General features: G+C 69.8%; 19 protein-coding genes. 7 read left to right on the top strand and 12 right to left on the bottom strand.

What is annotated here, in order from left to right; translation table 11 throughout:
- Nucleotides 1–5: 5 nt before the first annotated feature.
- Nucleotides 6–1664: a Na/Pi cotransporter family protein gene (locus Talka_RS08415; protein WP_246100630.1), complete on the bottom strand. Its 1659-nt coding sequence runs from the start codon at nt 1662–1664 to the stop codon at nt 6–8.
- Between the two features lie 6 nt (nt 1665–1670).
- Complete coding sequence (locus Talka_RS08410) at nt 1671–2156, bottom strand: CBS domain-containing protein (RefSeq protein WP_143890674.1); 486 nt, start codon at nt 2154–2156, stop codon at nt 1671–1673.
- An 82-nt stretch (nt 2157–2238) separates the two neighbouring features.
- Here Talka_RS08410 and Talka_RS08405 point away from each other — a divergent pair, with 82 nt between their 5' ends.
- The 3 genes from Talka_RS08405 (at nt 2239) to amt (ending at nt 7965) form a co-directional block, all read left to right on the top strand.
- A complete protein-coding gene (locus tag Talka_RS08405; protein ID WP_143890673.1) occupies nt 2239–3549 on the top strand; it encodes an O-acetylhomoserine aminocarboxypropyltransferase in 1311 nt (436 codons plus the stop codon).
- Between the two features lie 18 nt (nt 3550–3567).
- A complete protein-coding gene (locus Talka_RS08400; RefSeq protein ID WP_143890672.1) occupies nt 3568–4404 on the top strand; it encodes an alpha/beta fold hydrolase in 837 nt (278 codons plus the stop codon).
- 177 nt (nt 4405–4581) lie between these two features.
- Nucleotides 4582–7965, top strand: a complete 3384-nt coding sequence (gene amt, locus Talka_RS08395) for an ammonium transporter (protein WP_143890671.1) — start codon at nt 4582–4584, stop codon at nt 7963–7965.
- On the opposite strand, the gene Talka_RS08390 is transcribed toward amt, so the two are convergent.
- A complete protein-coding gene (locus Talka_RS08390) occupies nt 7962–9209 on the bottom strand; it encodes a YihY family inner membrane protein (protein ID WP_143890670.1) in 1248 nt (415 codons plus the stop codon). The genes amt and Talka_RS08390 overlap by 4 nt on opposite strands.
- A 19-nt stretch (nt 9210–9228) precedes the next feature.
- Here Talka_RS08390 and Talka_RS08385 point away from each other — a divergent pair, with 19 nt between their 5' ends.
- The 4 genes from Talka_RS08385 to Talka_RS08370 all read left to right on the top strand — a co-directional run bounded on the left by Talka_RS08385 (nt 9229) and on the right by Talka_RS08370 (nt 12476).
- The gene (locus tag Talka_RS08385) at nt 9229–9690 is read left to right on the top strand and encodes a DUF2069 domain-containing protein (RefSeq protein ID WP_143890669.1); all 462 of its coding nucleotides are present in this window, start codon (nt 9229–9231) and stop codon (nt 9688–9690) included.
- Nucleotides 9687–11120, top strand: coding sequence for an FAD-binding oxidoreductase (locus Talka_RS08380; protein ID WP_143890668.1), 1434 nt, complete (start codon nt 9687–9689; stop codon nt 11118–11120). The genes Talka_RS08385 and Talka_RS08380 overlap by 4 nt, the downstream gene beginning before the upstream one ends.
- A gap of 78 nt (nt 11121–11198) precedes the next feature.
- Nucleotides 11199–12011 carry a thymidylate synthase gene (locus Talka_RS08375; RefSeq protein WP_143890667.1) on the top strand — a complete coding sequence of 271 codons (813 nt, stop codon included), beginning with the start codon at nt 11199–11201 and terminating at the stop codon, nt 12009–12011.
- Between the two features lie 48 nt (nt 12012–12059).
- Nucleotides 12060–12476: a DMT family transporter gene (locus tag Talka_RS08370; RefSeq protein ID WP_246100629.1), complete on the top strand. Its 417-nt coding sequence runs from the start codon at nt 12060–12062 to the stop codon at nt 12474–12476.
- 128 nt (nt 12477–12604) lie between these two features.
- Here the strand turns inward: Talka_RS08370 and Talka_RS12240 are convergent, their stop codons facing one another.
- The 9 genes from Talka_RS12240 to Talka_RS08330 form a co-directional block, all read right to left on the bottom strand.
- Complete coding sequence (locus Talka_RS12240; protein WP_281289651.1) at nt 12605–12733, bottom strand: hypothetical protein; 129 nt, start codon at nt 12731–12733, stop codon at nt 12605–12607.
- Nucleotides 12730–13488 (bottom strand): hypothetical protein, encoded by a 759-nt coding sequence (locus Talka_RS08365; protein WP_143890666.1) that lies wholly within the window; start codon nt 13486–13488, stop codon nt 12730–12732. Before Talka_RS08365 ends, Talka_RS12240 begins: the two co-directional genes overlap by 4 nt.
- The gene (locus Talka_RS08360) at nt 13481–13855 is read right to left on the bottom strand and encodes a helix-turn-helix transcriptional regulator (protein ID WP_143890665.1); all 375 of its coding nucleotides are present in this window, start codon (nt 13853–13855) and stop codon (nt 13481–13483) included. Before Talka_RS08360 ends, Talka_RS08365 begins: the two co-directional genes overlap by 8 nt.
- A 38-nt stretch (nt 13856–13893) precedes the next feature.
- Nucleotides 13894–14265 carry a cupin domain-containing protein gene (locus Talka_RS08355; RefSeq protein WP_246100628.1) on the bottom strand — a complete coding sequence of 124 codons (372 nt, stop codon included), beginning with the start codon at nt 14263–14265 and terminating at the stop codon, nt 13894–13896.
- 21 nt (nt 14266–14286) lie between these two features.
- Nucleotides 14287–14853, bottom strand: coding sequence for a dCTP deaminase (gene dcd, locus Talka_RS08350; protein WP_143890664.1), 567 nt, complete (start codon nt 14851–14853; stop codon nt 14287–14289).
- A gap of 124 nt (nt 14854–14977) precedes the next feature.
- The gene (locus Talka_RS08345) at nt 14978–16036 is read right to left on the bottom strand and encodes an adenosine deaminase (RefSeq protein WP_143890663.1); all 1059 of its coding nucleotides are present in this window, start codon (nt 16034–16036) and stop codon (nt 14978–14980) included.
- Between the two features lie 13 nt (nt 16037–16049).
- Nucleotides 16050–17006, bottom strand: coding sequence for an aromatic ring-hydroxylating oxygenase subunit alpha (locus Talka_RS08340; RefSeq protein WP_143890662.1), 957 nt, complete (start codon nt 17004–17006; stop codon nt 16050–16052).
- Nucleotides 17006–18157 (bottom strand): BMP family ABC transporter substrate-binding protein, encoded by a 1152-nt coding sequence (locus Talka_RS08335; RefSeq protein WP_143890661.1) that lies wholly within the window; start codon nt 18155–18157, stop codon nt 17006–17008. The genes Talka_RS08340 and Talka_RS08335 overlap by 1 nt, the downstream gene beginning before the upstream one ends.
- A gap of 33 nt (nt 18158–18190) precedes the next feature.
- Nucleotides 18191–18724, bottom strand: a complete 534-nt coding sequence (locus Talka_RS08330) for a thioredoxin family protein (RefSeq protein WP_246100634.1) — start codon at nt 18722–18724, stop codon at nt 18191–18193.
- Nucleotides 18725–18821 lie beyond the last annotated feature (97 nt).

The following is an 18821-nucleotide window of genomic DNA, read 5'->3' as shown; positions in this document are numbered from 1 at the left end:
CGGCATTATCCCGCAGCGGCGGCGCCGGCCTGCGCGGCCAGCCGCTGCGCCTTGGCGATCTGCTGCAGGCCGCGGCGCAGCTCGCTGCAGGCGCGCAGCCAGGCGTCCATGGCGTCCAGCGCCAACTCGCCGCGCGCGCCGGCGTGCAAAAGCGCCGCCTTCAGCACGGCGTAGGCGTCCTCTGCCTCGGTCAGCGCCGCCTCCAGCGCCGCAGCGCCGGCGGCGGGGTCCGCCGCGGCCTCCAGCGGGGCCAGCAGCGCCAGCGCGCGCTGGCGGAAGGCCGCCAGCTCCAGTTGCGGCACACCCTGCACCGGCTGCGGCCACGGGGCCAATGCCTCGGCGGCCTCTTCGGCCTGCTCCACCGCCACCTCGGCGTAGCGCGCCACGCGCAGCAGGTCCGGCAGGCGTGCGGCGCTGTCGGCGCCAAGCTCGGTGCGCTGCAGCCGCACGATGAAGTCGGCCACCGCGCGCGCCAGCCCGCGCGCCACGTCGTGCGCACTGGCCAGACGCGCCTGCGCCGCGGCCTCGTCGGCGCCAGCGCCGCCGCCCAGCGCCGGCAGCTCCAGCACGGTGCGCAGCGCGCGCGCCGCCAGCCCCCGCAGCCGCGCCAGCTCGCGCCGCAGCGCGTCCAGCGCCAGCACCGGCACCGTCAGCACCGTCGGGTCCAGGTGGCGCGGGCGCGCCTCGTCCTCCTCGGCGCGGCGGAAGCGCTGCTGCAGCCACGCGGTCAGCCGCCCCGCCAGCGGCCACATCAGCACCACGCCCAGCACGTTGAACGTGGTGTGGAACAGCGCCACCGTCAGCGCCGGCGAAGGCTGCAGGCCCAGCGCCTGCTTGAACTCGAGCAGCCAGCGCACCAGCCACGGCAGCAGCGCCAGCGCCACCACGCCGGTGATGACGTTGAACAGCACGTGCGCGCTGGCGGCGCGGCGCGCGTTGGCGGTGGCGCCCAGCGCCGCGATGACGGCGGTGACGGTGGTGCCGACGTTGGCGCCGATCACCACCGCCGCCGCCCCCTGCGCGCTGATCAGGCCGGCCTGCGCGGCGCTGAGCGCCACCGTCAGCGAGGCGCTGGAGCTCTGCATCAGCACCGTCAGCACCAGGCCGATGGCCAGCTGCGCCAGCACCATCGTCCAGCCGGTGCCGGCGGGCAGCTCGATGCGCCGCGCCACGCCGTCGAAGGCGTCCTTCAGCACCTCGATGCCGAAGAACAGCAGACCGAAGCCCGCCAGCGCGGTGCCCAGCGCCCCGCGGCGCGTGCCGGCGCCGCTCAAGCGCAAGGCCACGCCCAGCCCGATCAGCGGCAGCGCCAGCGCGTCGATCTTGAAGCCGAAACCCAGCACCGCGACGATCCAGCCGGTCATCGTGGTGCCGACGTTGGCGCCGAACAGCACCCACAGCGCCCCGCCCAGCGTCAGCAGCCCGGCGTTGACGAAGCCGATCGTGGCCACCGTGACGGCGCTGGAGGACTGCACCAGCGCCGTCACCAGCACGCCGGCGGCCAGGCCCCGCAGCCGCGTGGCGGTGGAGGCAGCCAGGATCCGTTCCAGCGCCGGGCCGGCGGCCAGGCGCAGCCCCTCCGTCATGAGCTCCATGCCCATGAGGAACAGGCCGACGCCGCCCAGCAGCCCGGCCAGCAGGTTGAGCGCCCCGTCGCCGCCCACCGTGGCTCAGACGGCGCCACCGGCTGCAGCCGCGGCCTGTGGACGCGCCGCCGCTTCCTCGTCCGGCCAATCGCGGATGTAAGCTTTCAACAGCCGGTTTTCGAAGCTTTGCATTTCCACCACCGCCTTGGCGACGTCATAGAAGCTGATGACCCCCATCAGCACCCCGCCGTCCAGCACCGGCATGTAGCGCGTGTGGTGCTCCAGCATCATCGGGCGCACCTGGTCGAGCTCCGTTTCAGGCGTGCAGGTGATGGGGTGGTCGTCCATCACGGAGCGCACCGTCCGTTCCCCCAGCACCCCACCCTGACGCGCCAGCGTTGCGATCACCTCGCGAAAGGTCAGCATACCGACAAGCTGACCGTGCTCCATGACCGCCAGCGAGCCGATGTCAAACTGCGCCATCGTCTCCACCGCGCAGGTGAGCTTTTCGTCCGGCGACACGGTGTAGAGCGTGCCGCCCTTGACGCGCAGGATTTCGCGGACTTTCATCGTGGGACTCCTGTTGTCTCGGGGGTGCTTGCCGCCGGCGCAGGCGGTGCGGCTACTATAGACCACCCGACAAGGAGACACCATGCCCGGTTACGCCGATCCTGGCCTGACCACCCTGGCGCTGCACGCCGGCGCCGCCCCTGACCCTGTCACCGGCGCATGCGCGGTACCGATCCACCCGACGACGGCGTTCGTCTTCAAATCAGCCGATCATGCTGCGTCGCTGCTCAACCTGGAGCGCGCCGGCCACGCGGACGGCCACCTCAGCAACCCGACCACCGCGGCGCTGGAACAGCGCGTGGCCGCGCTGGAAGGCGGCATCGCCGGTCTGGCCACCGCCAGCGGGCCGGCGGCGCTGCATCTGGCCATCGTCACGCTGATGGGCGCGGGCGGCCACATCGTCGCCTCTGATGCAATCGGGGGGAGCCGTCGCAGCTTGCTGCAGCAGGCGCTGCCGCGCTTGGGCATCGAGACCACCTTCGTGCCGCCGGGCGACCTGGACGCCTGGCGCGCGGCGGTGCGGCCCCACACCCGCCTGTTCTTCGCCGAAACGCTCAGCCAATGGGGAGCGGATGCGCTGGACATCCCCGCGGTGGCCGACATCGCGCACGCCGCAGGCGTGCCGCTGCTGGTGGACTCGACGCTGACGACGCCGTGGCTCGTCCAGCCGCTGTCGCTGGGGGCTGACTTGGTGCTGCACTCGGCAGCTGAATTGCTCAGCGGCCACGGCGCGGCGATGGGTGGGCTGCTGGTCGATGGCGGCGCGTTCGATTGGGAGGCCGCGCACGCGCGCGACGGGCGCTTCGCGGAGCTGACCGAGCCGGACGCGAGTTTCGACGGCCAGGCATACACCGAGGTTGCGACGGTTGGAGCATGGGCCTTGCGCGCGCGCCACGTGGGGCTGCGCGACTTTGGCGCCTGCCTGAGCCCGCACACCGCGTGGCTGATCCTGCAGGGCATCGAGACGCTGCCGCTGCGCATGGCGCGCCACATGGCCAACACCGAGCGGGTGGTGGAATTTCTGGCGGCGCACCCGCGGGTGGCGCGTGTGCGCCATCCGCTGATGCCGGACCACCCGAGCCATCGGCTTGCGCAACGGCTGCTGCCGCGCGGCGCCGGCAGCGTGTTCAGCTTCGAACTCAAGGGCGGGCGCGCGCAGGGCCGCGCCTTTGTCGAAGCGCTCAAGCTTTTTCTTCACCATGCCCATGTCGGCCACAGCCGCAGCGGCGCGCTGCATCCGGCCAGCGCCACGCACGCCCGCCTCAGCGACGAAGCGCTGGCCGCCGCCGGCATCGGGCCGGGCACCATCCGCCTGTCGGTTGGGTTGGAAGACGCCGACGACCTGATCGACGACCTCAAGCGCGCCTTCAAGGCCGCCGAAAAAGCCGCCTGACCCCGGGGAGCCCTGACCATGCGGATCGATGTTCACGGCGCCCCTCTCTACGCCTACACTGGCGGTTGCCCCTTCGACCCTGCCCGCCCAACGGTGGTGTTCATTCACGGCGTGCTCAACGACCACAGCGTCTGGATCCTGCAGAGCCGCTACCTGGCGCATCACGGCTTCAACGTGCTGGCCATCGACCTGCCGGGTCATGGCCGCAGCGGCGGCGAGCCGCCGGCCTGCGTCGCCGACGGCGCGTGTGCGGTGCTCGGGCTGCTGGACGCGCTGGGCGTGGAGCGCGCGGCGCTGGCGGGCCACAGCTTCGGCTCGCTGATCGCGCTGCAGGTGGCGGCCGACGCGCCGCAGCGGGTCTCGCACCTGGCGCTGGTTGGCACCGCCTGTCCGATGCGGGTGTCGCCCGCGCTGTTGGACGCGTCGCTGAACGCGCCCGAGAAAGCCATCGCGATGGTCAACGTGTTCAGCCACTCGACCCTGGCGCCACCGCCGTCGGCGCTCGGCCCCGGCGCATGGTCCTACGGAGCCTTGCGCGCGCTGATGCGCCGCGTGCTGGCGAGCAACCCGCGCGTCAACGTGTTGCACCGGGGCTTGATGGCCTGCGACACGTATCAAGACGGCGAGGCCGCCGCGCGGCGACTGGCCTGCCCGGTGCAGTTCATCCTCGGCACGCGCGACCCGATGACGCCGCCGAAGGCCGCGCAGCCGCTGATCGACGGCGCGCGCGCCGCCGGCGTGCCGGTGGAGGTGGTGCGGCTGCCGGCGGGCCACGCCCTGATGACCGAGGCCCCGGACGGCGTGCTCGATGCGCTGCGCGCCTTCCTGGGACGGATGCAGGCGCTGCCGGCCTGAAGAAGTCGTCCGGCTGACACGGCTCGGCACCCCGGGCGCACCAGACCGGTGCACCGGATGGGTGCGTGGCCATCGACCGCGCGGTGCACCTCGCCTTTTTCGGCTCGCGGCGCCCGGCACACGTTTTGCTCCCATCCCCCATCGGGGGGCGTCGCCTCCCCGCTGGAGGGGACACCGATGTCGGCCATCGTCGATCTGCTGTGGGTGCTGCTGTGCGCGGGCCTGGTCTTCGTGATGCAGGCCGGCTTTCTGTGCCTGGAGTCGGGGCTGACGCGCACCAAGAACTCGATCAACGTCGCGGCCAAGAACCTGTCGGACTTCGCGGTGGCGGCGCTGCTGTTCTGGGCGGTGGGCTTCGGCCTGATGTTCGGCCCGAGCATGGCGGGCTGGATCGGCACCGGCCTGTTCGGCCTCGCGGGCCAACTGCCGGACGAGCCGCGGCTGCTCGGCTTCGTGCTGTTCCAGATCATGTTCTGCGCCACCGCGGCCACCATCGTCTCCGGCGCGGTGGCCGAGCGCATGCGCTTCGGCGCCTATCTGGCGCTGTCGGCCTGGGTGTCGCTGGTGGTGTACCCGGTGTTCGGCCACTGGGCCTGGGGCGGCGCGTGGGATGACGGTACACGCGGCTGGCTCGCGGAGCTGGGCTTCGTGGACTTCGCCGGCTCCACCGTCGTGCACAGCGTCGGCGGCTGGGTGGCGCTGCTGGTGGTGATGCGCATGGGGCCAAGGAGCGGGCGCTTTCCCGCCGACGGCCCGCCGCCGGTGATCCCGGCCGGCAACCTGCCGCTGGCGATGCTGGGGGCGCTGCTGCTGTTCTTCGGCTGGCTCGGCTTCAACGGCGGCAGCACGCTGGCGTTCGATGCGCGCGTGCCGGGCGTGCTGCTGCACACCACGCTGGCCGCCGCGGCCGGTGCGGTGGCCGGGCTGTGGGTCGGGCGCTGGCTGCACGGCTACTTCGAGGTGCTGTACCTGATCAACGGCCTGATCGCCGGGCTGGTGGCGGTCACGGCCGGGGCGCACGCGCTGTCGGCGCCGGCGGCGCTGCTGGTCGGGGCGGTGGGGGCGCTGGCGATGGCCGCGGCCAACGAGTGGCTGCTGCGCCGGCGCATCGACGACGCGGTCGGCGCGATCCCGGCGCACCTGGCCGCCGGCGCCTGGGGCACGCTGGCGGTGGGGCTGCTGGGCGACCCGGCGGCGCTGGGCACGGGACTCGACCGCAGCGCGCAGGTGGGGGTGCAGCTGCTCGGCATCGTCGTCTGCGGGCTGTGGTGCGCGCTGGCCACCGCGCTGTTCCTGTGGCTGGTGCGCGACCGCGACCTGCGCGTCACGCCCGACGAGGAGCGCGGCGGCCTCAACGTCGCCGAGCACGGCGCGCGCACCGAGCTGATCGAGCTGCTCGACGCAATGGAGGCGCAGCGCCGCAGCGGCGACCTCAGCGCCCGCGTGCCGGAGGAGGACTTCACCGAAGTCGGCCAGATCGCGCGCGCTTACAACCGGGTGATCGCCGCGCTGCAGGCGGCCACGCAGCGCACGCTGGCGCTGGTGCGCGAGATGCGCGACGGCCTGCTGACCTTCGAGCCGGACGGCACGCTGCTGAGCCTCAACCCAGGCGCCGAGCAGCTGCTGGGCGTGCCGGCCGGCGAGGCGCTGGGCCGGCCGCTGCCGGAGGTGCTGCGCCGCGCCGGCCACGCCAACCCCCCACCGCTGGAGCGGCTGACACGGCCCGGCACGACGCTGGAGCTGCGCATGGCGCGCGGCGGCGCGCGCACGTTCTACGAGCTGTCGATCGACGACTTCCACCAGGACGGGCGCACGCTCTATTCAGCGGTGCTGCGCGACATTTCCGACCGCAAGCAGGTCGAGCTGCAACTGCAGCGCGAGCGCGACCTGGCGCAGGTGACGCTGGCCTCGATCGGCGACGGCGTCATCACCACCGACGAGGCCGGGCTGATCCAGTACCTGAACCCCGTGGCCGCGCGCCTGACCGGCTGGCCGGCGCACCAGGCGCGCGGGCAGCCGGTCACCACCGTCTACCGCCTGCTGGACGAAGGCGGCGGAGAGCCGCTGCCGAATCCGGTGCGCGAGGTGCTGCACGGCAAGACGCCGGCGCCGCGGCGCGAGCACGCGCTGCTGCTGCGCCGCGACGGCGAACGCATCCCGGTGCTGGACACCGCCGCGCCGATCCGCAGCCGCGACGGCTTCCTGCTCGGCGCGGTGCTGGTGTTCCACGACGTGACGGTGACGCTGAACCTGGCGCGCGAGCTCAGCCACCAGGCCACGCACGACGCGCTGACCGGCGTGCCGAACCGGCGCGAGTTCGAGCGGCGTCTGACCGAGCTGCTGTCGCGCCCGGATCAGACGCGGCACGTGCTGTGCTACCTGGACCTGGACCAGTTCAAGGTCGTCAACGACACCTGCGGGCACGTGGCCGGCGACGAGCTGCTGCGGCAGGTGACGCAGCTGATCCGCAACCTGCTGCGCAGCGCCGACACGCTGGCGCGGCTGGGCGGCGACGAGTTCGGCCTGATCCTGCAGGGCTGCGACGCCGAGCACGCGCTGCCGGTGGTGCAGCGCATCCGCGAGGCGATCGCCGACTTCCGCTTCGCCTGGGGCGAGCGGTCGTTCGCGATCGGGGTGTCGATCGGCATGGTGCCGATCGGCCCGCTGGAGCGCGAGCCTGGCCCGCTGCTCGCGGCGGCCGATGCGGCCTGCTACGCCGCCAAGGAGGCCGGGCGCAACCGCATCCACGTCTATCAGCCCGATGATCGCCAGCTGCTGGAGCGGCAGGGCCAGATGCAGTGGGTGGCGCGGCTGCAGGCGGCGCTGGACGAGGACCGGCTGCGCCTCTACGCCCAGCCAATCGTGCCGCTGCACGGCGACGGCGGCGCGCCGCACGTCGAGATCCTGGTGCGGCTGGAGGAAGACGGCCGGCTGATCCAGCCCGGCGCCTTTCTGCCGGCGGCGGAGCGCTACGGCCTGATGCCGCGCATCGACCAGTGGGTGGTGCGCAACACGCTGGCGTGGCTCAGCGACCGGCTGCGCCAGCAGGGGCGGCTGGAGGGCCTCTACGCCATCAACCTGTCGGGCGCGTCGCTGTCGGACGAGCGCTTCCGCCAGGACCTGCAGGCGCTGCTGCAGTCGATGCAACTGCCGCCTGGCACGGTGTGCTTCGAGATCACCGAGACCGCGGCGATGGCAAGCCTTTCGACGGTTGCGCACTTCATCGGCGAGGTCAAGCGCCTGGGCTGCCTGTTCGCGCTGGATGACTTCGGCAGCGGGCTGTCGTCGTTCGCCTACCTGAAGAACCTGCCGGTGGACTTCCTCAAGATCGACGGCAGCTTCGTCAAGGACATCGAGAGCGACCCGATCGACCTGGCGATGGTGCAGGCGATCAACGCCATCGGCCACGTGATGGGGCTGCGCACGGTGGCGGAGTACGTGTCGTCGGAGGCGATCCTGCAGCGCGTGCGCGAGCTGGGCGTGGACTTCGCGCAGGGCTACCACGTCGGCCAGCCGCAGCCGCTGGACGCACTGGCGCCGGTGCGGCGCATGCCGCGCTAGGCCGGCGGCGAGCGCCGCGGCGGCGGCAGCACCGCCGCCACCGAGGTGGCCTCCAGCGGCAGCGCGCGCCAGACGCCGACGGTGGCCTCTTCCTGCGCCAGCCACAGCACGCGCGCCAGCTCCGCCAGCCGGCGCTCGCGCAGATCGACCAGCAGCACCCAGCGGCCCTCCTCGTCGCTCAGGCGCCCGACCCAGCCCAGCGCCTGCAGCGCGCGCAGCGGCTGCTGCAGGTGCAGCGGATCGACGCGCAGCCGCCGCGCCAGCGCCTCCAGCGCCAGCCCCGGGCGCGCGCCGGCGCGGCTGGCCTGCAGCTCCGCCAGCAGCTCCAGCGCCAGCTGGAACGGCCAACCCGGCGTGCCGCCGCGGCGCGCCACCCCCGCCAGCAGGAACGGCAGGTAGGCCACGATCACCGCCCCCAGCAGCACGATCAGCCACACCAGGTACAGCCACACCAGCAGGATCGGCACGGTGGCGAACGTCCCGTACACCGCCGAGTAGGTCGGCACCGTGCGCAGGTACCACGCCAGCGCCTGCTGCGCCAGCTCGAACGCCAGCGCGACGAACACCCCGCCGACGAGCGCATGGCGCAGCCGCACCTGGGCGTTGGGCACGTAGCGGTACAGCGCCGCCATGCCCAGCGCCAGGGCGGCAAACCCGGCCGCATCTAGCGCCCAGCGCACGCCCTGGTGCGCTGCCGGCAGCCAGCCGCGCGACACCGACAGCGCGTAGGAACTCGCGCTCAGCATCAGCGCCAGCACCAGCGGCGCCAGCGTCAGCACCGCCCAGTACACCAGCACCCGCTGCGCCAGCGGCCGCAGCCGCGGCACGCGCCAGATGTCGTTGAGCTGGCGGTCGATCGTCAGCACGAGCGCCAGGGCGGTGACCAGCAGCACGATCGCCCCGCCCAGGCCGATCTTGCCGGCCTGGCTGGCAAACTGCCAAAGATAGTGGCCAACTTGGCGCGCGATGTGCGGCGGCACCAGCGCCTCCACCATCCAGCGCTGCACGCGCTGCTCCATCGCGCCGAACGCCGGAAACAGCGCGAACACCGCCAGCGCCACCGTCACCAGCGGCACAAGGGAAATGGTGGTCGTGAACGTCAGGCTGCCGGCGGCCACCGCCAGCCGATCCTGCGCGAAGCGCTCGCGCAGCGTCAGCCACGTGGTGCGCCATGGAAAGGCACGCAGCGCCGCCCAGCCGCGCCGCAGGCGCGCGGTCCACGCGGGGGCTGCTGTCTTGACCATGCCGTTATCATGCCAGCCGATGATCGAACGCGCCGTGCCCGCCCCTGCCGAAGCCGCCCGCGCCGCCCCCGACGCCGCGGTGCGCGCCGCAGCCGGGCGCACGCGCGCGGTGGCGGTGGCGGCGCTGCTGGCGCTGATCGCGCTCGGGCTGGCGTGGGAGCTGTGGCTGGCGCCGCTGCGCCCGGGCGGATCGTGGTGGGCGCTGAAGGTGCTGCCGCTGACGCTGCCGCTGGCCGGGCTGCTGAAACAGCGGCTTTACACCTACCGCTGGATGAGCCTGCTGGTGTGGCCGTACGTGGCCGAGGGGCTGGTGCGCGGACTCAACGAGGCGGGCCTGTCGGCCGCGCTGGCGTGGGGGCAGACCGCGCTGTGCATGCTGTTGTTCGCCGCCAGCGCCGCACACGTGCGGCTGCGCCTGCGCGCGGCGCGGGCCCGACAGGCCGCGCCGGCCGCGGAGCCTTTTGAAGGGGGCGCGCCATGAGCTCGCCAGCCGGCCACGACGCGCTGTTGGCGGCGCTGCGCGCCGCCGTCGGTTCGGCGCACGTGCTCACTGCCGCTGACGTGGATCTGGAACCGTGGGAGCGCGACTGGCGCCGCCGCCACCGCGGTCGGGCGCTGGCGGTGGTACGCCCCGGCAGCACGGACGAGGTCGCCGCCGTAGTGCGCGCCTGCGCGGCGCACGGCGCGCCGATCGTGCCGCAGGGCGGCAACACCGGGCTGGTGCTGGGCGGCGTGCCGGATGCCAGCGGCACCCAGGTGGTGCTGAGCACCGCGCGGCTCAACCGCATCCGCGCACTGGACGAGGCCAACCTGACGCTGACCGTGGAGGCCGGCTGCGTGCTGCAGGCCGCGCAGCAGGCCGCCGAGGCCGCCGGGCTGTGGCTGCCGCTGAGCCTGGCGGCCGAGGGCAGCTGCACGATTGGCGGCAACCTGGCCACCAACGCCGGCGGCACGCAGGTGCTGCGCTTTGGCAACGCGCGCGACCTGTGCCTGGGGCTGGAGGTCGTCACCGCCGACGGCCGCATCTGGAACAGCCTGCGCGGCCTGCGCAAGGACAACACCGGCTATGACCTGCGCCACCTGTTCATCGGCAGCGAAGGGACGCTGGGCATCATCACCGCGGCGGTGCTCAAGCTCGTGCCGCGCCCGGCGGCGCAGCTGACCGCCTGGGCCGCGGTGCCCGATCTGGCCGCCACGGTGGCGCTGCTGGGCGTGGCGCAGCGGGGGCTCGGGCCGGCGCTGACCGGCTTCGAGGTCATGAACGCCTTCGCGCTGGCGCTGGTGCGGCGGCACTTCCCCCAACTGGCGGTACCGCTGGCGGGCGTGGCGCCCTATGCCGTGCTGCTGGAGACCAGCGACGCCGAAGGCGAGGCGCACGCGCGCGCGCGGCTGGAGGCGGTGCTGGAGCAAGCACTGGAGGACGGCTGCGCGGCGGATGCCGTGGTGGCGGAAAGCCTGGCGCAGGCGCGCACGCTGTGGCACATCCGCGAGAGCATCCCGCTCGCACAGGCCGAGGAGGGGCTCAACGTCAAGCACGACATCAGCCTGCCGGTGTCGCGCATCCCCGCCTTCTGCGCCGAGGCCGAGGCCGAGCTCGCGCGGGCGGTGCCGGGCGTGCGGCTGGTCAATTTCGGCCACTTGGGCGATGGCAACCTGCACTTCAACGTCCAATGCCCCGAAGGTGCGAATGCCGCCGCCTTCCTGCGCGAGCACGAGGCGCGCATCCACGAACTGGTTTACGACGCGGTGCAGCGCCACGGCGGCTCGATCAGCGCCGAGCACGGCATCGGGGCGCTGAAGGCCCGCATCCTGCCGCGCTACCAGGACGCGGTGGCGCTGGACCTGATGCGCGCCGTCAAGCGCGCGCTCGACCCCGCCAACCTGTTCAACCCCGGCAAGCTACTTGCCTAGAATCTCGATTTTGGTTCAAACAAGGGCCAAGAGGGCTTTTCGACACCCGGCTCCAGCCGGGTTTGCCACCGCGCCGCCATGACCGCCCGTCCCATCCGCCGCCAATACGAAGATTTCATGCGCCACGTCTTCGAGCACGGCACGCCGAAGACCGATCGCACCGGCGTGGGCACCCGCAGCGTGTTCGGCTACCAGATGCGCTTTGACCTGGCGGAGGGCTTTCCGCTCGTCACCACCAAGAAGCTGCACGTCAAGTCCATCGTGTATGAACTGCTGTGGTTTTTGCGCGGCGACAGCAACGCGCGCTGGCTGCAAGAACGCGGCGTGACGATCTGGGACGAGTGGGCGCGCGAGGACGGCGACTTGGGGCCGATTTACGGCGTGCAGTGGCGCCGCTGGCCCACCCCCGACGGCGGCCACATCGACCAGTTGGCCGAAGTGGTGCAGCAAATCCGCACCAACCCCGACAGCCGCCGCTTGATCGTCAGCGCCTGGAACGTCGCCGACCTGCCGCGCATGGCGCTGGCGCCGTGCCACGCGCTGTTTCAGTTCTACGTCGCCGACGGGCGGCTGAGCTGCCAGCTCTACCAGCGCAGCGCCGACGTGTTCCTCGGCGTGCCGTTCAACATCGCCAGCTACGCGCTGCTGACGCACATGGTGGCGCAGCAGTGCGACCTGCAGCCGGGCGAATTCATCTGGACCGGCGGCGACTGCCACATCTACCACAACCACGTCGAGCAGGTGCAGCTACAGCTCGCGCGCGAGCCCTACCCTTACCCGGAGCTGCGCATCCGCCGCCGGCCGCCGACGCTGTTTGACTACGAGTTCGAGGACTTCGAGTTCGTCGATTACCGCCACCACCCGCCGATCAAGGCGCCGGTGGCGGTCTGACCGACGGCCCGCCGCGCGCTGCTGACGCGTGCCCAGACGCTGGGCCAGGTGGCGCTGACCCTGATGTGGGGCGTCAACGGGCCGGTGATGAAGCTGTCGCTGCAGGAGCTCTCGCCGCTGTCCTTTCACGCCGTGACGATGACCGGCGGGGCGCTGCTGGCCGCCGCGTTCGAGCCGTGGCCGCGCGGGCGCTTCAGCCCGCGCATGTGGGGGCTGCTCGCCTACGGCGTGTTCATGAACGACGGCTTTGCGCAGATCATCTGGTTTTCGCTGGCGCGGCACCTGCCGCCGGCCACCCGCGCGATGAGCATGATGATGGTGCCGCTGATCGGCACCGCCCGCGCCACCGTCATCGCCGGCGAATGGCCGCGCTGGACCGGCGGCGTGGCGGTGGTGTGCGTGATGGCGGCGATCGCCGCGGTGCTGGCGCCGCCGGCGGCGTGGCGGAGATTTTCTCAACGATAAATGTTGGGCCTAAAATTTTTGATGCAGAGTCCAGCTACGTCCGCCACAAAGCCTAAATGGTGCAGCCGACACCGACTAGTCGTTGCAGGGCAAGCGGGGCGCCTCGCAACCACCGAGCAGGGGATTAATCAGACCTTACCCAAGCGACTTTTAAAAATCTGATTGTTGCGAACCGCCAATTCAGAAACAAACATCTCGGCACGATAAATATCTTCAAAATAATGACCCACCAAGACATTTCCCTTGATCAGATTCATAACATCTTCCTCAGTTCTGTAATCTTCAAAAAAAGGTTAATTAAACGGAGCATTCGAACAGAAACCCAAAGAATAGCGTCTGGCAACGACTCATTTTCCTCATCAACCCAAGAAATCCAAATAATTTTATCAATAATCTTGACGACAATATCAACCCCAAGCTCTTCAAGCCACAGCGGATTTGATGGTTGTTTCGCACATACAAAGGCCTCGAGAAGAGGAGCCACGTCAGAAAAAAGCGATTTGACAGAAAACTCGCCGGACAAAAAGAATTGAGACCTGAAATAACGGATCCGCTCAAAGTCCGCATAAAACAAATCACCCTCGCTCGAACTACTATCATTGAGCACGGATTCAGCCACATCTTCATCAATTTCATCATCAAGAGACTCTGCCTCACGTCGGCGTGCCTCTTCAATGTATGGCAAGGTCAGCATAATGCCTAACGTCGACAAATACCTCAATCTCACCAAATTGCTTAGACTGGCCTCCGCCGCCTTGAATGGAGCCGACATTTGCAGCGTCTGAGTATAAATAGCCCAGCACGCCAAAAAAATGCCAGTAACAGCGGGGATTATGGCTGCAAATCCACTAGCTCCCTGAAAATCCCAAACCCCGGCTCCGTACGACGATTTCTGAAAAACCAAAATACCCAGCGACAAAGCAAGAGTCGCGACCACTGCCACGACAGCAACAACAATCAGGATCTGCTTAAAATTCCCCCTCATTTGGAGCTCACCCTCCACTTCAAGCACAGATACCCGCAAGGAACGTCACCCAACCCGGATGCAGGTCGTCCATCTCGACATCCAGCGCCGCCGCCAGTCGGGCCAGCAGATCGGCCGACGGCGCAGCCTTGCCGCGCTCGATCATCGACAGCATCTGGCGCGTGCAGCCGACGCAGTCAGCCAGCGCCTGCAGCGTCAAGCCCCGGTGCTCACGCCACAGCCGCAGCGGATGCTCACCGGCCAAGCGACGCTCGACGAAGGCCCGCGGCAGGGTCTCCTCGCCGCGCGCGACGGCCTCCTTGAAGTCGGCGATATCCTGCAATTCCTCCAGCCGCTCCAGCAGCGCCGCCCACTCGGCAAAAGGCACCACGGCGAAGGCTGGCCGGCCATCCATCTCGATGATTTGCGCACGCTTTGATCGATCGAAGACAGTCACTCCACGATCACATAGACCTTCGTGACCGTCTCCAGCACCTCGAACGCGCCGGCGAAGCCCGGCGGGATGTGGATCGATTGGCCCGGGCCGGCTTCCTCGAAACCGCCGCCGTCGCGGTGCACGCGGCAGCGGCCTTCCAGCACGGTGAAGATCTCGCGCTCGGTGGGGCCAAAGGCGATGCGCCACTGGCCCGGCTCGCAGCGCCAGACGCCGGTACCCAGCGTGCGCGCGCCCGCGAGCGGCGCCTCCAGCACGTTCCAGGTCTCGCGCCTTGGGTTGCCGACCAAGCGACGGTCGGGCTTGGGGTAGGACACTTCCGGCGCCCCCAGCATCGGGTGGCCGAAGGTGAGCAGGTCGCGGGCGGACATCAGGACCTCCTTCGTCCGGGCTCACGCCCGCGGCAGCGTTACGCCGCGCTGGCCTTGATATTTGCCGCCGCGGTCTTTGTAGGAGACCTCGCAGACTTCGTCGCTTTCAAAAAACAGCACCTGCGCGCAGCCTTCCCAGGCGTAAATCTTGGCCGGCAACGGCGTGGTGTTGGAAAACTCCAGCGTCACGTAGCCCTCCCACTCCGGCTCAAACGGCGTGACGTTGACGATGATGCCACAGCGCGCGTAGGTGCTCTTGCCCAGGCAGATCGTCAGCACGTTGCGCGGAATGCGGAAATACTCCACGGTGCGCGCCAGCGCAAAGCTGTTGGGCGGGATGATGCAAAAATCCCCATGAAAATCGACAAAGCTTTTTTCGTCAAAGTTTTTGGGATCCACCACCGTGCTGTGCAGGTTGGTGAAAACCTTGAACTCCGGCGCGCAGCGAATGTCGTAGCCGTAGCTGCTGGTGCCGTAGCTGATGACCTTGCGGCCCTCCACCTCGCGGATCTGGCCCGGCTCGAACGGCTCGATCATGCCGTATTCTTCCGCCATGCGGCGGATCCACTTGTCGCTCTTGAGGCTCATGGTGCTGTGCGCTAAAAACAGTGCCGGCCATTGTATCGAGCGGCTTGGGCTGGCGTTGCAGCTGTAAACCTGCGAGGCAACAGCCGATGCCTGGCCACCGATGGGCCTCGGCGCCTCTTGCTCGTCAAGCGGCGGCTGCGGCAAACGCCTGTTGCAGCGCGGCCAGGCGCCGCGCGCGCGTGGCCTCGTCGAGGAACGCCGCCTCGAAGCCGTTGGCCAGCAGCCGCCACGCCGCGCGCGCGTCCAGCCCCAGCGCCTGCACCGTCTGCACCAGGTTGTCGGCGACGTAGCCGCCGAAGTAGGCCGGGTCGTCCGAGTTGACGGTGACGCACAGGCCGGCCTCCAGCAGCGTGCGCAGCGGGTGCGACGCCAAATCCGGCACGACGCACAGCCGCACATTGGACAGCGGGCACACCGTCAGCGGGACACGCTGGCGCGCCAGCCGCTGCAACAGCGCCGCGTCGTGCACCGCCTGCACGCCGTGGTCGATGCGCTGCACCTGCAGCAGATCCAGCGCCTGGCGGATGTAGTCGGGCGGCCCCTCCTCGCCGGCGTGCGCCACCACGTGCAGCCCGAGCGCACGGGCGCGCGCGAACACCCGCTGAAACTTGGCCGGCGGGTGCCCCAGTTCGCTGGAATCCAGCCCCAGGCCAATGAAGTGCTCGCGCCACGGCAGCGCGGCCTCCAGCGTCGCCAGCGCCTCGTCCTCGCTCAGGTGGCGCAGCACGCACAGGATCCAGCGCACCGTGAGGCCCAGCTCGGCCTCGGCGCGCCGCTGCGCCGCCACCAGCCCCTCGAACACCGCCGCCAGCGGCACGCCGCGGGCGGTGTGCGTCTGCGGATCGAAGAAGCACTCCGCGTGCACGACGCCGTCGGCCGCGGCGCGCTGGAAGTACGCCCACGCAAGGTCGTAAAAGTCCTGCGCGTCACGCAGCACGCTGGCGCCGGCGTAGTAGAGATCCAGAAAGCTCTGCAGGCTGGTGAAGGCGTAGGCCGCGCGCACCGCCTGCACATCCGCATACGGCAGCGCCACGCCGTGGCGGCGCGCCAGCGCCAGCATCATCTCCGGCTCCAGCGTGCCCTCGATGTGCAGGTGCAGCTCGGCCTTCGGCGCGCGCTTCAGCAGCTCCTCAAGCCGCTGCGGGCCGATGCGCTCGAAAGCCAGGTCGGGTTCGGGGATCATCGCGCGCCCCTGCTCAGCAGACGCCGAAGGTGATGCCGGCCGTGCGCAGGTAGCGCCGGTAGGCGGCGCTCAGCCGGTCGGCGGCGCACATGGCCTCGCCGCCGCAGAGCGGCAGGCGCTTCGGGGTCTGGGATTCGAGGATCGGACGGTCCTGCGCGAAGATGGCGCTCTGGAAGTCGCGCAGCGCCTCGTCCGGGGTGGTGGTGTCGGTGGTGTGCTGCACGAACCAGACGCGGCAGGTTTCCGGCGTGGTCGGGCAGGCCCACATCAGGTAGGCGTCGGCCGGGGCGTCGCCCTCGGGCTGCTTCTGCAGCAGCGCCGCAAAGGGGCTGAGCACCTCGTAGCGGTAGCGCACCCAGGCGCCGCCCTGCGCGCTGGCGGTGGCGCGCGGCTGCCAGGCCGGGTAGTCCGGCACGACCGGGCGGCCGTCGGCGGTCGGCGTCACCTCGTACGGCGGCACCTCGGCGTGCGTCGGCGCGCCGAGCCAGCCGTCGTGCACGTACGCAAAGTGCGCGGTGTCGAGGAAGTTCTCGATCGCGCGCGGGGCGCTGGTGGCCACATCGAACGGCCCGTGCACGACGCGCCGCGGCGGCAGAGGGGGCAGCGCCGGCGGCGCGGGCGCGGCCGGGGTGCCGAGGCACACCCACAGCAGCCCGTGCGCCGGCACCACCGCGTGGCGGCACGCGGCGTGGCTGGCAGATGGCGCAAAGCCCGGCAACGCCGGGATCGCCCGGCAGCGCCCGTCGCCGTCGAAGCGCCAGCCGTGGTACGGGCACTGCAGCTGCCCGCCCACCACCGCGCCGAGCGACAGGCGCGCGCCGCGGTGCGGGCAACGGTCGGCAAACGCCTGCACCGCGCCCGCGCCGTCACGCCACAGCACGAGCGGCTCGCCCAGCAGCGTGACCGGCAGCGGCGCCGCGCCGACGTCGCCGTCCAGCGCCACCGGCCACCAGTGGTCGCGCTCGACCATCACTTACCGGCCGGCACGCGGCCCTCGACGCCCTTGACGAAGAAGTTGACCTTGTCCTTCCAGTCCTGGTCGGCCTTGACGCCCTTGGCCAAGACTTCCTTGCCGGTGTTGTCGAAGATCGGGCCGGTGAAGACCTCGAACTCGCCGCTCTTCAAGCCCGCTTTGACCTCTTCGACCTTCTTCCTGGCCTCTTCCGGCACCACGTCGGCGATCTTGATGAGGTCGTTGACGCCCTCCTTGACGCCCAGCACCGTGCGCTTGCTCTGCCAGGTGCCATCCAGCACCTCCTGCACCGCCTGGATGTAGTACGGGCCCCAGTTGACGATGGCCGAAGCCAGGTGCGCCTTCGGGCCAAAGCTGCTCATGTCGCTGTCCCAGCCAAACGCATACTTGCCGTTCTTCTCGGCGGTCTGCAGCACCGCGGTGGAGTCGGTGTTTTGCAGCAGCACGTCGGCGCCCTGGTTGATGAGGCTTTGCGCCGCTTCAGTTTCCTTCGGCGGATCAAACCACGAATTGACCCAGACAACCTTGAGCTTGATGTCGGGCTTGACGGTCTGCGCCCCCAGCACAAAGGCGTTGATGTTGCGCAGCACTTCGGGGATGGGGAACGACCCGACAAAGCCCAGTGTGCCGGTCTTGGTCATGTGCGCGGCGATGATGCCAGCCATGTAGGTGTCTTGATAAAAGCTGGCGTCATACACGCGCATGTTCGGCGCGGTCTTGTAGCCGGTGGCGTGCTCGAACTTCACATCCGGAAACTCTTGCGCCACCTTCAGCATCGGCTCCATGTAGCCGAACGACGTTGCGAAGATGATCTTGTGACCCTGCGCGGCCAAGTCGCGGATGACGCGCTCGGCATCCGCCCCCTCCGGCACGCTCTCGACGAAGGTGGTCTGCACCTTGTCGCCAAAGTGCGCCTCCACCGCCTTGCGGCCGAGGTCGTGCGCATACGACCAGCCGGCGTCGCCGACCGGGCCAACGTAAACCCAGGCAGCCTTCAGCGGCTCGGCCTTGGGCGCCTCGGCCGGAGCCGCCGCGGGCTTGGCCTCCTCCTTCTTGCCGCAGCCCACCAAGGCCGTGCCAGCCATCAGGCCCAGCGCCGCAGCCGCCGCTGCGCCTTTGAGCCAGTCACGCTTGTTGCGATCGATCATCGTGCACTCCTCTGGTTATTTTTCGCGAAGCTTTTACTGCGAGCGGCATGGGCGCGCTGTCAGGGCGGCAGCCGCCTCCGTGTCGAAACTCTTAAGCCGAGTTTGCAGCAGCTCATGCACCTCCGCGCCGTCTTCTTGCGGCCAAACGCCGCCGTGCAAGGTGCAAACATAGCCGCCCTGGGGATGGAAAAGAACCCACGACGGCGCGCCACGGACATCGTAGCGCTGACGATACTCATCCCGTTCGGTTCGGTTCATTGAATTACCCCAAACCACGGTGAAAATGTATTGTTGCTTGAAGGTCTCTCGCAACGTCTCGTTGGAACGCAGCCGCGCCCGCAACACATCGCATGGGGGGCAGTTGGTGCGCGTGTAATACACGATCAGCGGCTTGTCTTCCCGCCGCGCACGGGCGGCGGCATCCGGCACGTTGCTTTCCCAAATGAATCCGGGCGGCAACACCAAAGACTCCCAGCTCGCCCACGCTGGCAGCGTCCATGCCCCAAGCGTCAAGCCCAGAACGCGCGCCTGGAGCATCCCATGCATTTTGAGCTTCATCCCCGTCATGTTCACACCCCCTCCTTTTCCGCGCCAAAAGTGCAGCTAAAGCGAGGCTTCAATATAGCTGGATGACCTATTTTGGACAACCCAAAACGCTTGACCA

Source organism: Tepidimonas alkaliphilus, from assembly GCF_007556595.1.
Classification (GTDB): Bacteria; Pseudomonadota; Gammaproteobacteria; order Burkholderiales; family Burkholderiaceae_C; genus Tepidimonas; species Tepidimonas alkaliphila.
The sequence above is the reverse complement of the archived record's forward strand: the minus strand, read 5'-3'. Positions and strand labels throughout refer to the sequence as shown.

Coding starts and splice junctions, on each gene's coding strand:
- Talka_RS08410 (WP_143890674.1), bottom strand. CDS start 2,156: ATGAAAGTCCGCGAAATCCTGCGCGTCAAGGGCGGCACGCTCTACACC.
- Talka_RS08405 (WP_143890673.1), top strand. CDS start 2,239: ATGCCCGGTTACGCCGATCCTGGCCTGACCACCCTGGCGCTGCACGCC.
- Talka_RS08400 (WP_143890672.1), top strand. CDS start 3,568: ATGCGGATCGATGTTCACGGCGCCCCTCTCTACGCCTACACTGGCGGT.
- amt (WP_143890671.1), top strand. CDS start 4,582: ATGTCGGCCATCGTCGATCTGCTGTGGGTGCTGCTGTGCGCGGGCCTG.
- Talka_RS08390 (WP_143890670.1), bottom strand. CDS start 9,209: ATGGTCAAGACAGCAGCCCCCGCGTGGACCGCGCGCCTGCGGCGCGGC.
- Talka_RS08385 (WP_143890669.1), top strand. CDS start 9,229: ATGATCGAACGCGCCGTGCCCGCCCCTGCCGAAGCCGCCCGCGCCGCC.
- Talka_RS08380 (WP_143890668.1), top strand. CDS start 9,687: ATGAGCTCGCCAGCCGGCCACGACGCGCTGTTGGCGGCGCTGCGCGCC.
- Talka_RS08375 (WP_143890667.1), top strand. CDS start 11,199: ATGACCGCCCGTCCCATCCGCCGCCAATACGAAGATTTCATGCGCCAC.
- Talka_RS12240 (WP_281289651.1), bottom strand. CDS start 12,733: ATGAATCTGATCAAGGGAAATGTCTTGGTGGGTCATTATTTTGAAGAT.
- Talka_RS08360 (WP_143890665.1), bottom strand. CDS start 13,855: ATGGATGGCCGGCCAGCCTTCGCCGTGGTGCCTTTTGCCGAGTGGGCG.
- Talka_RS08355 (WP_246100628.1), bottom strand. CDS start 14,265: ATGTCCGCCCGCGACCTGCTCACCTTCGGCCACCCGATGCTGGGGGCG.
- dcd (WP_143890664.1), bottom strand. CDS start 14,853: ATGAGCCTCAAGAGCGACAAGTGGATCCGCCGCATGGCGGAAGAATAC.
- Talka_RS08345 (WP_143890663.1), bottom strand. CDS start 16,036: ATGATCCCCGAACCCGACCTGGCTTTCGAGCGCATCGGCCCGCAGCGG.
- Talka_RS08340 (WP_143890662.1), bottom strand. CDS start 17,006: ATGGTCGAGCGCGACCACTGGTGGCCGGTGGCGCTGGACGGCGACGTC.
- Talka_RS08335 (WP_143890661.1), bottom strand. CDS start 18,157: ATGATCGATCGCAACAAGCGTGACTGGCTCAAAGGCGCAGCGGCGGCT.
- Talka_RS08330 (WP_246100634.1), bottom strand. CDS start 18,724: ATGACGGGGATGAAGCTCAAAATGCATGGGATGCTCCAGGCGCGCGTT.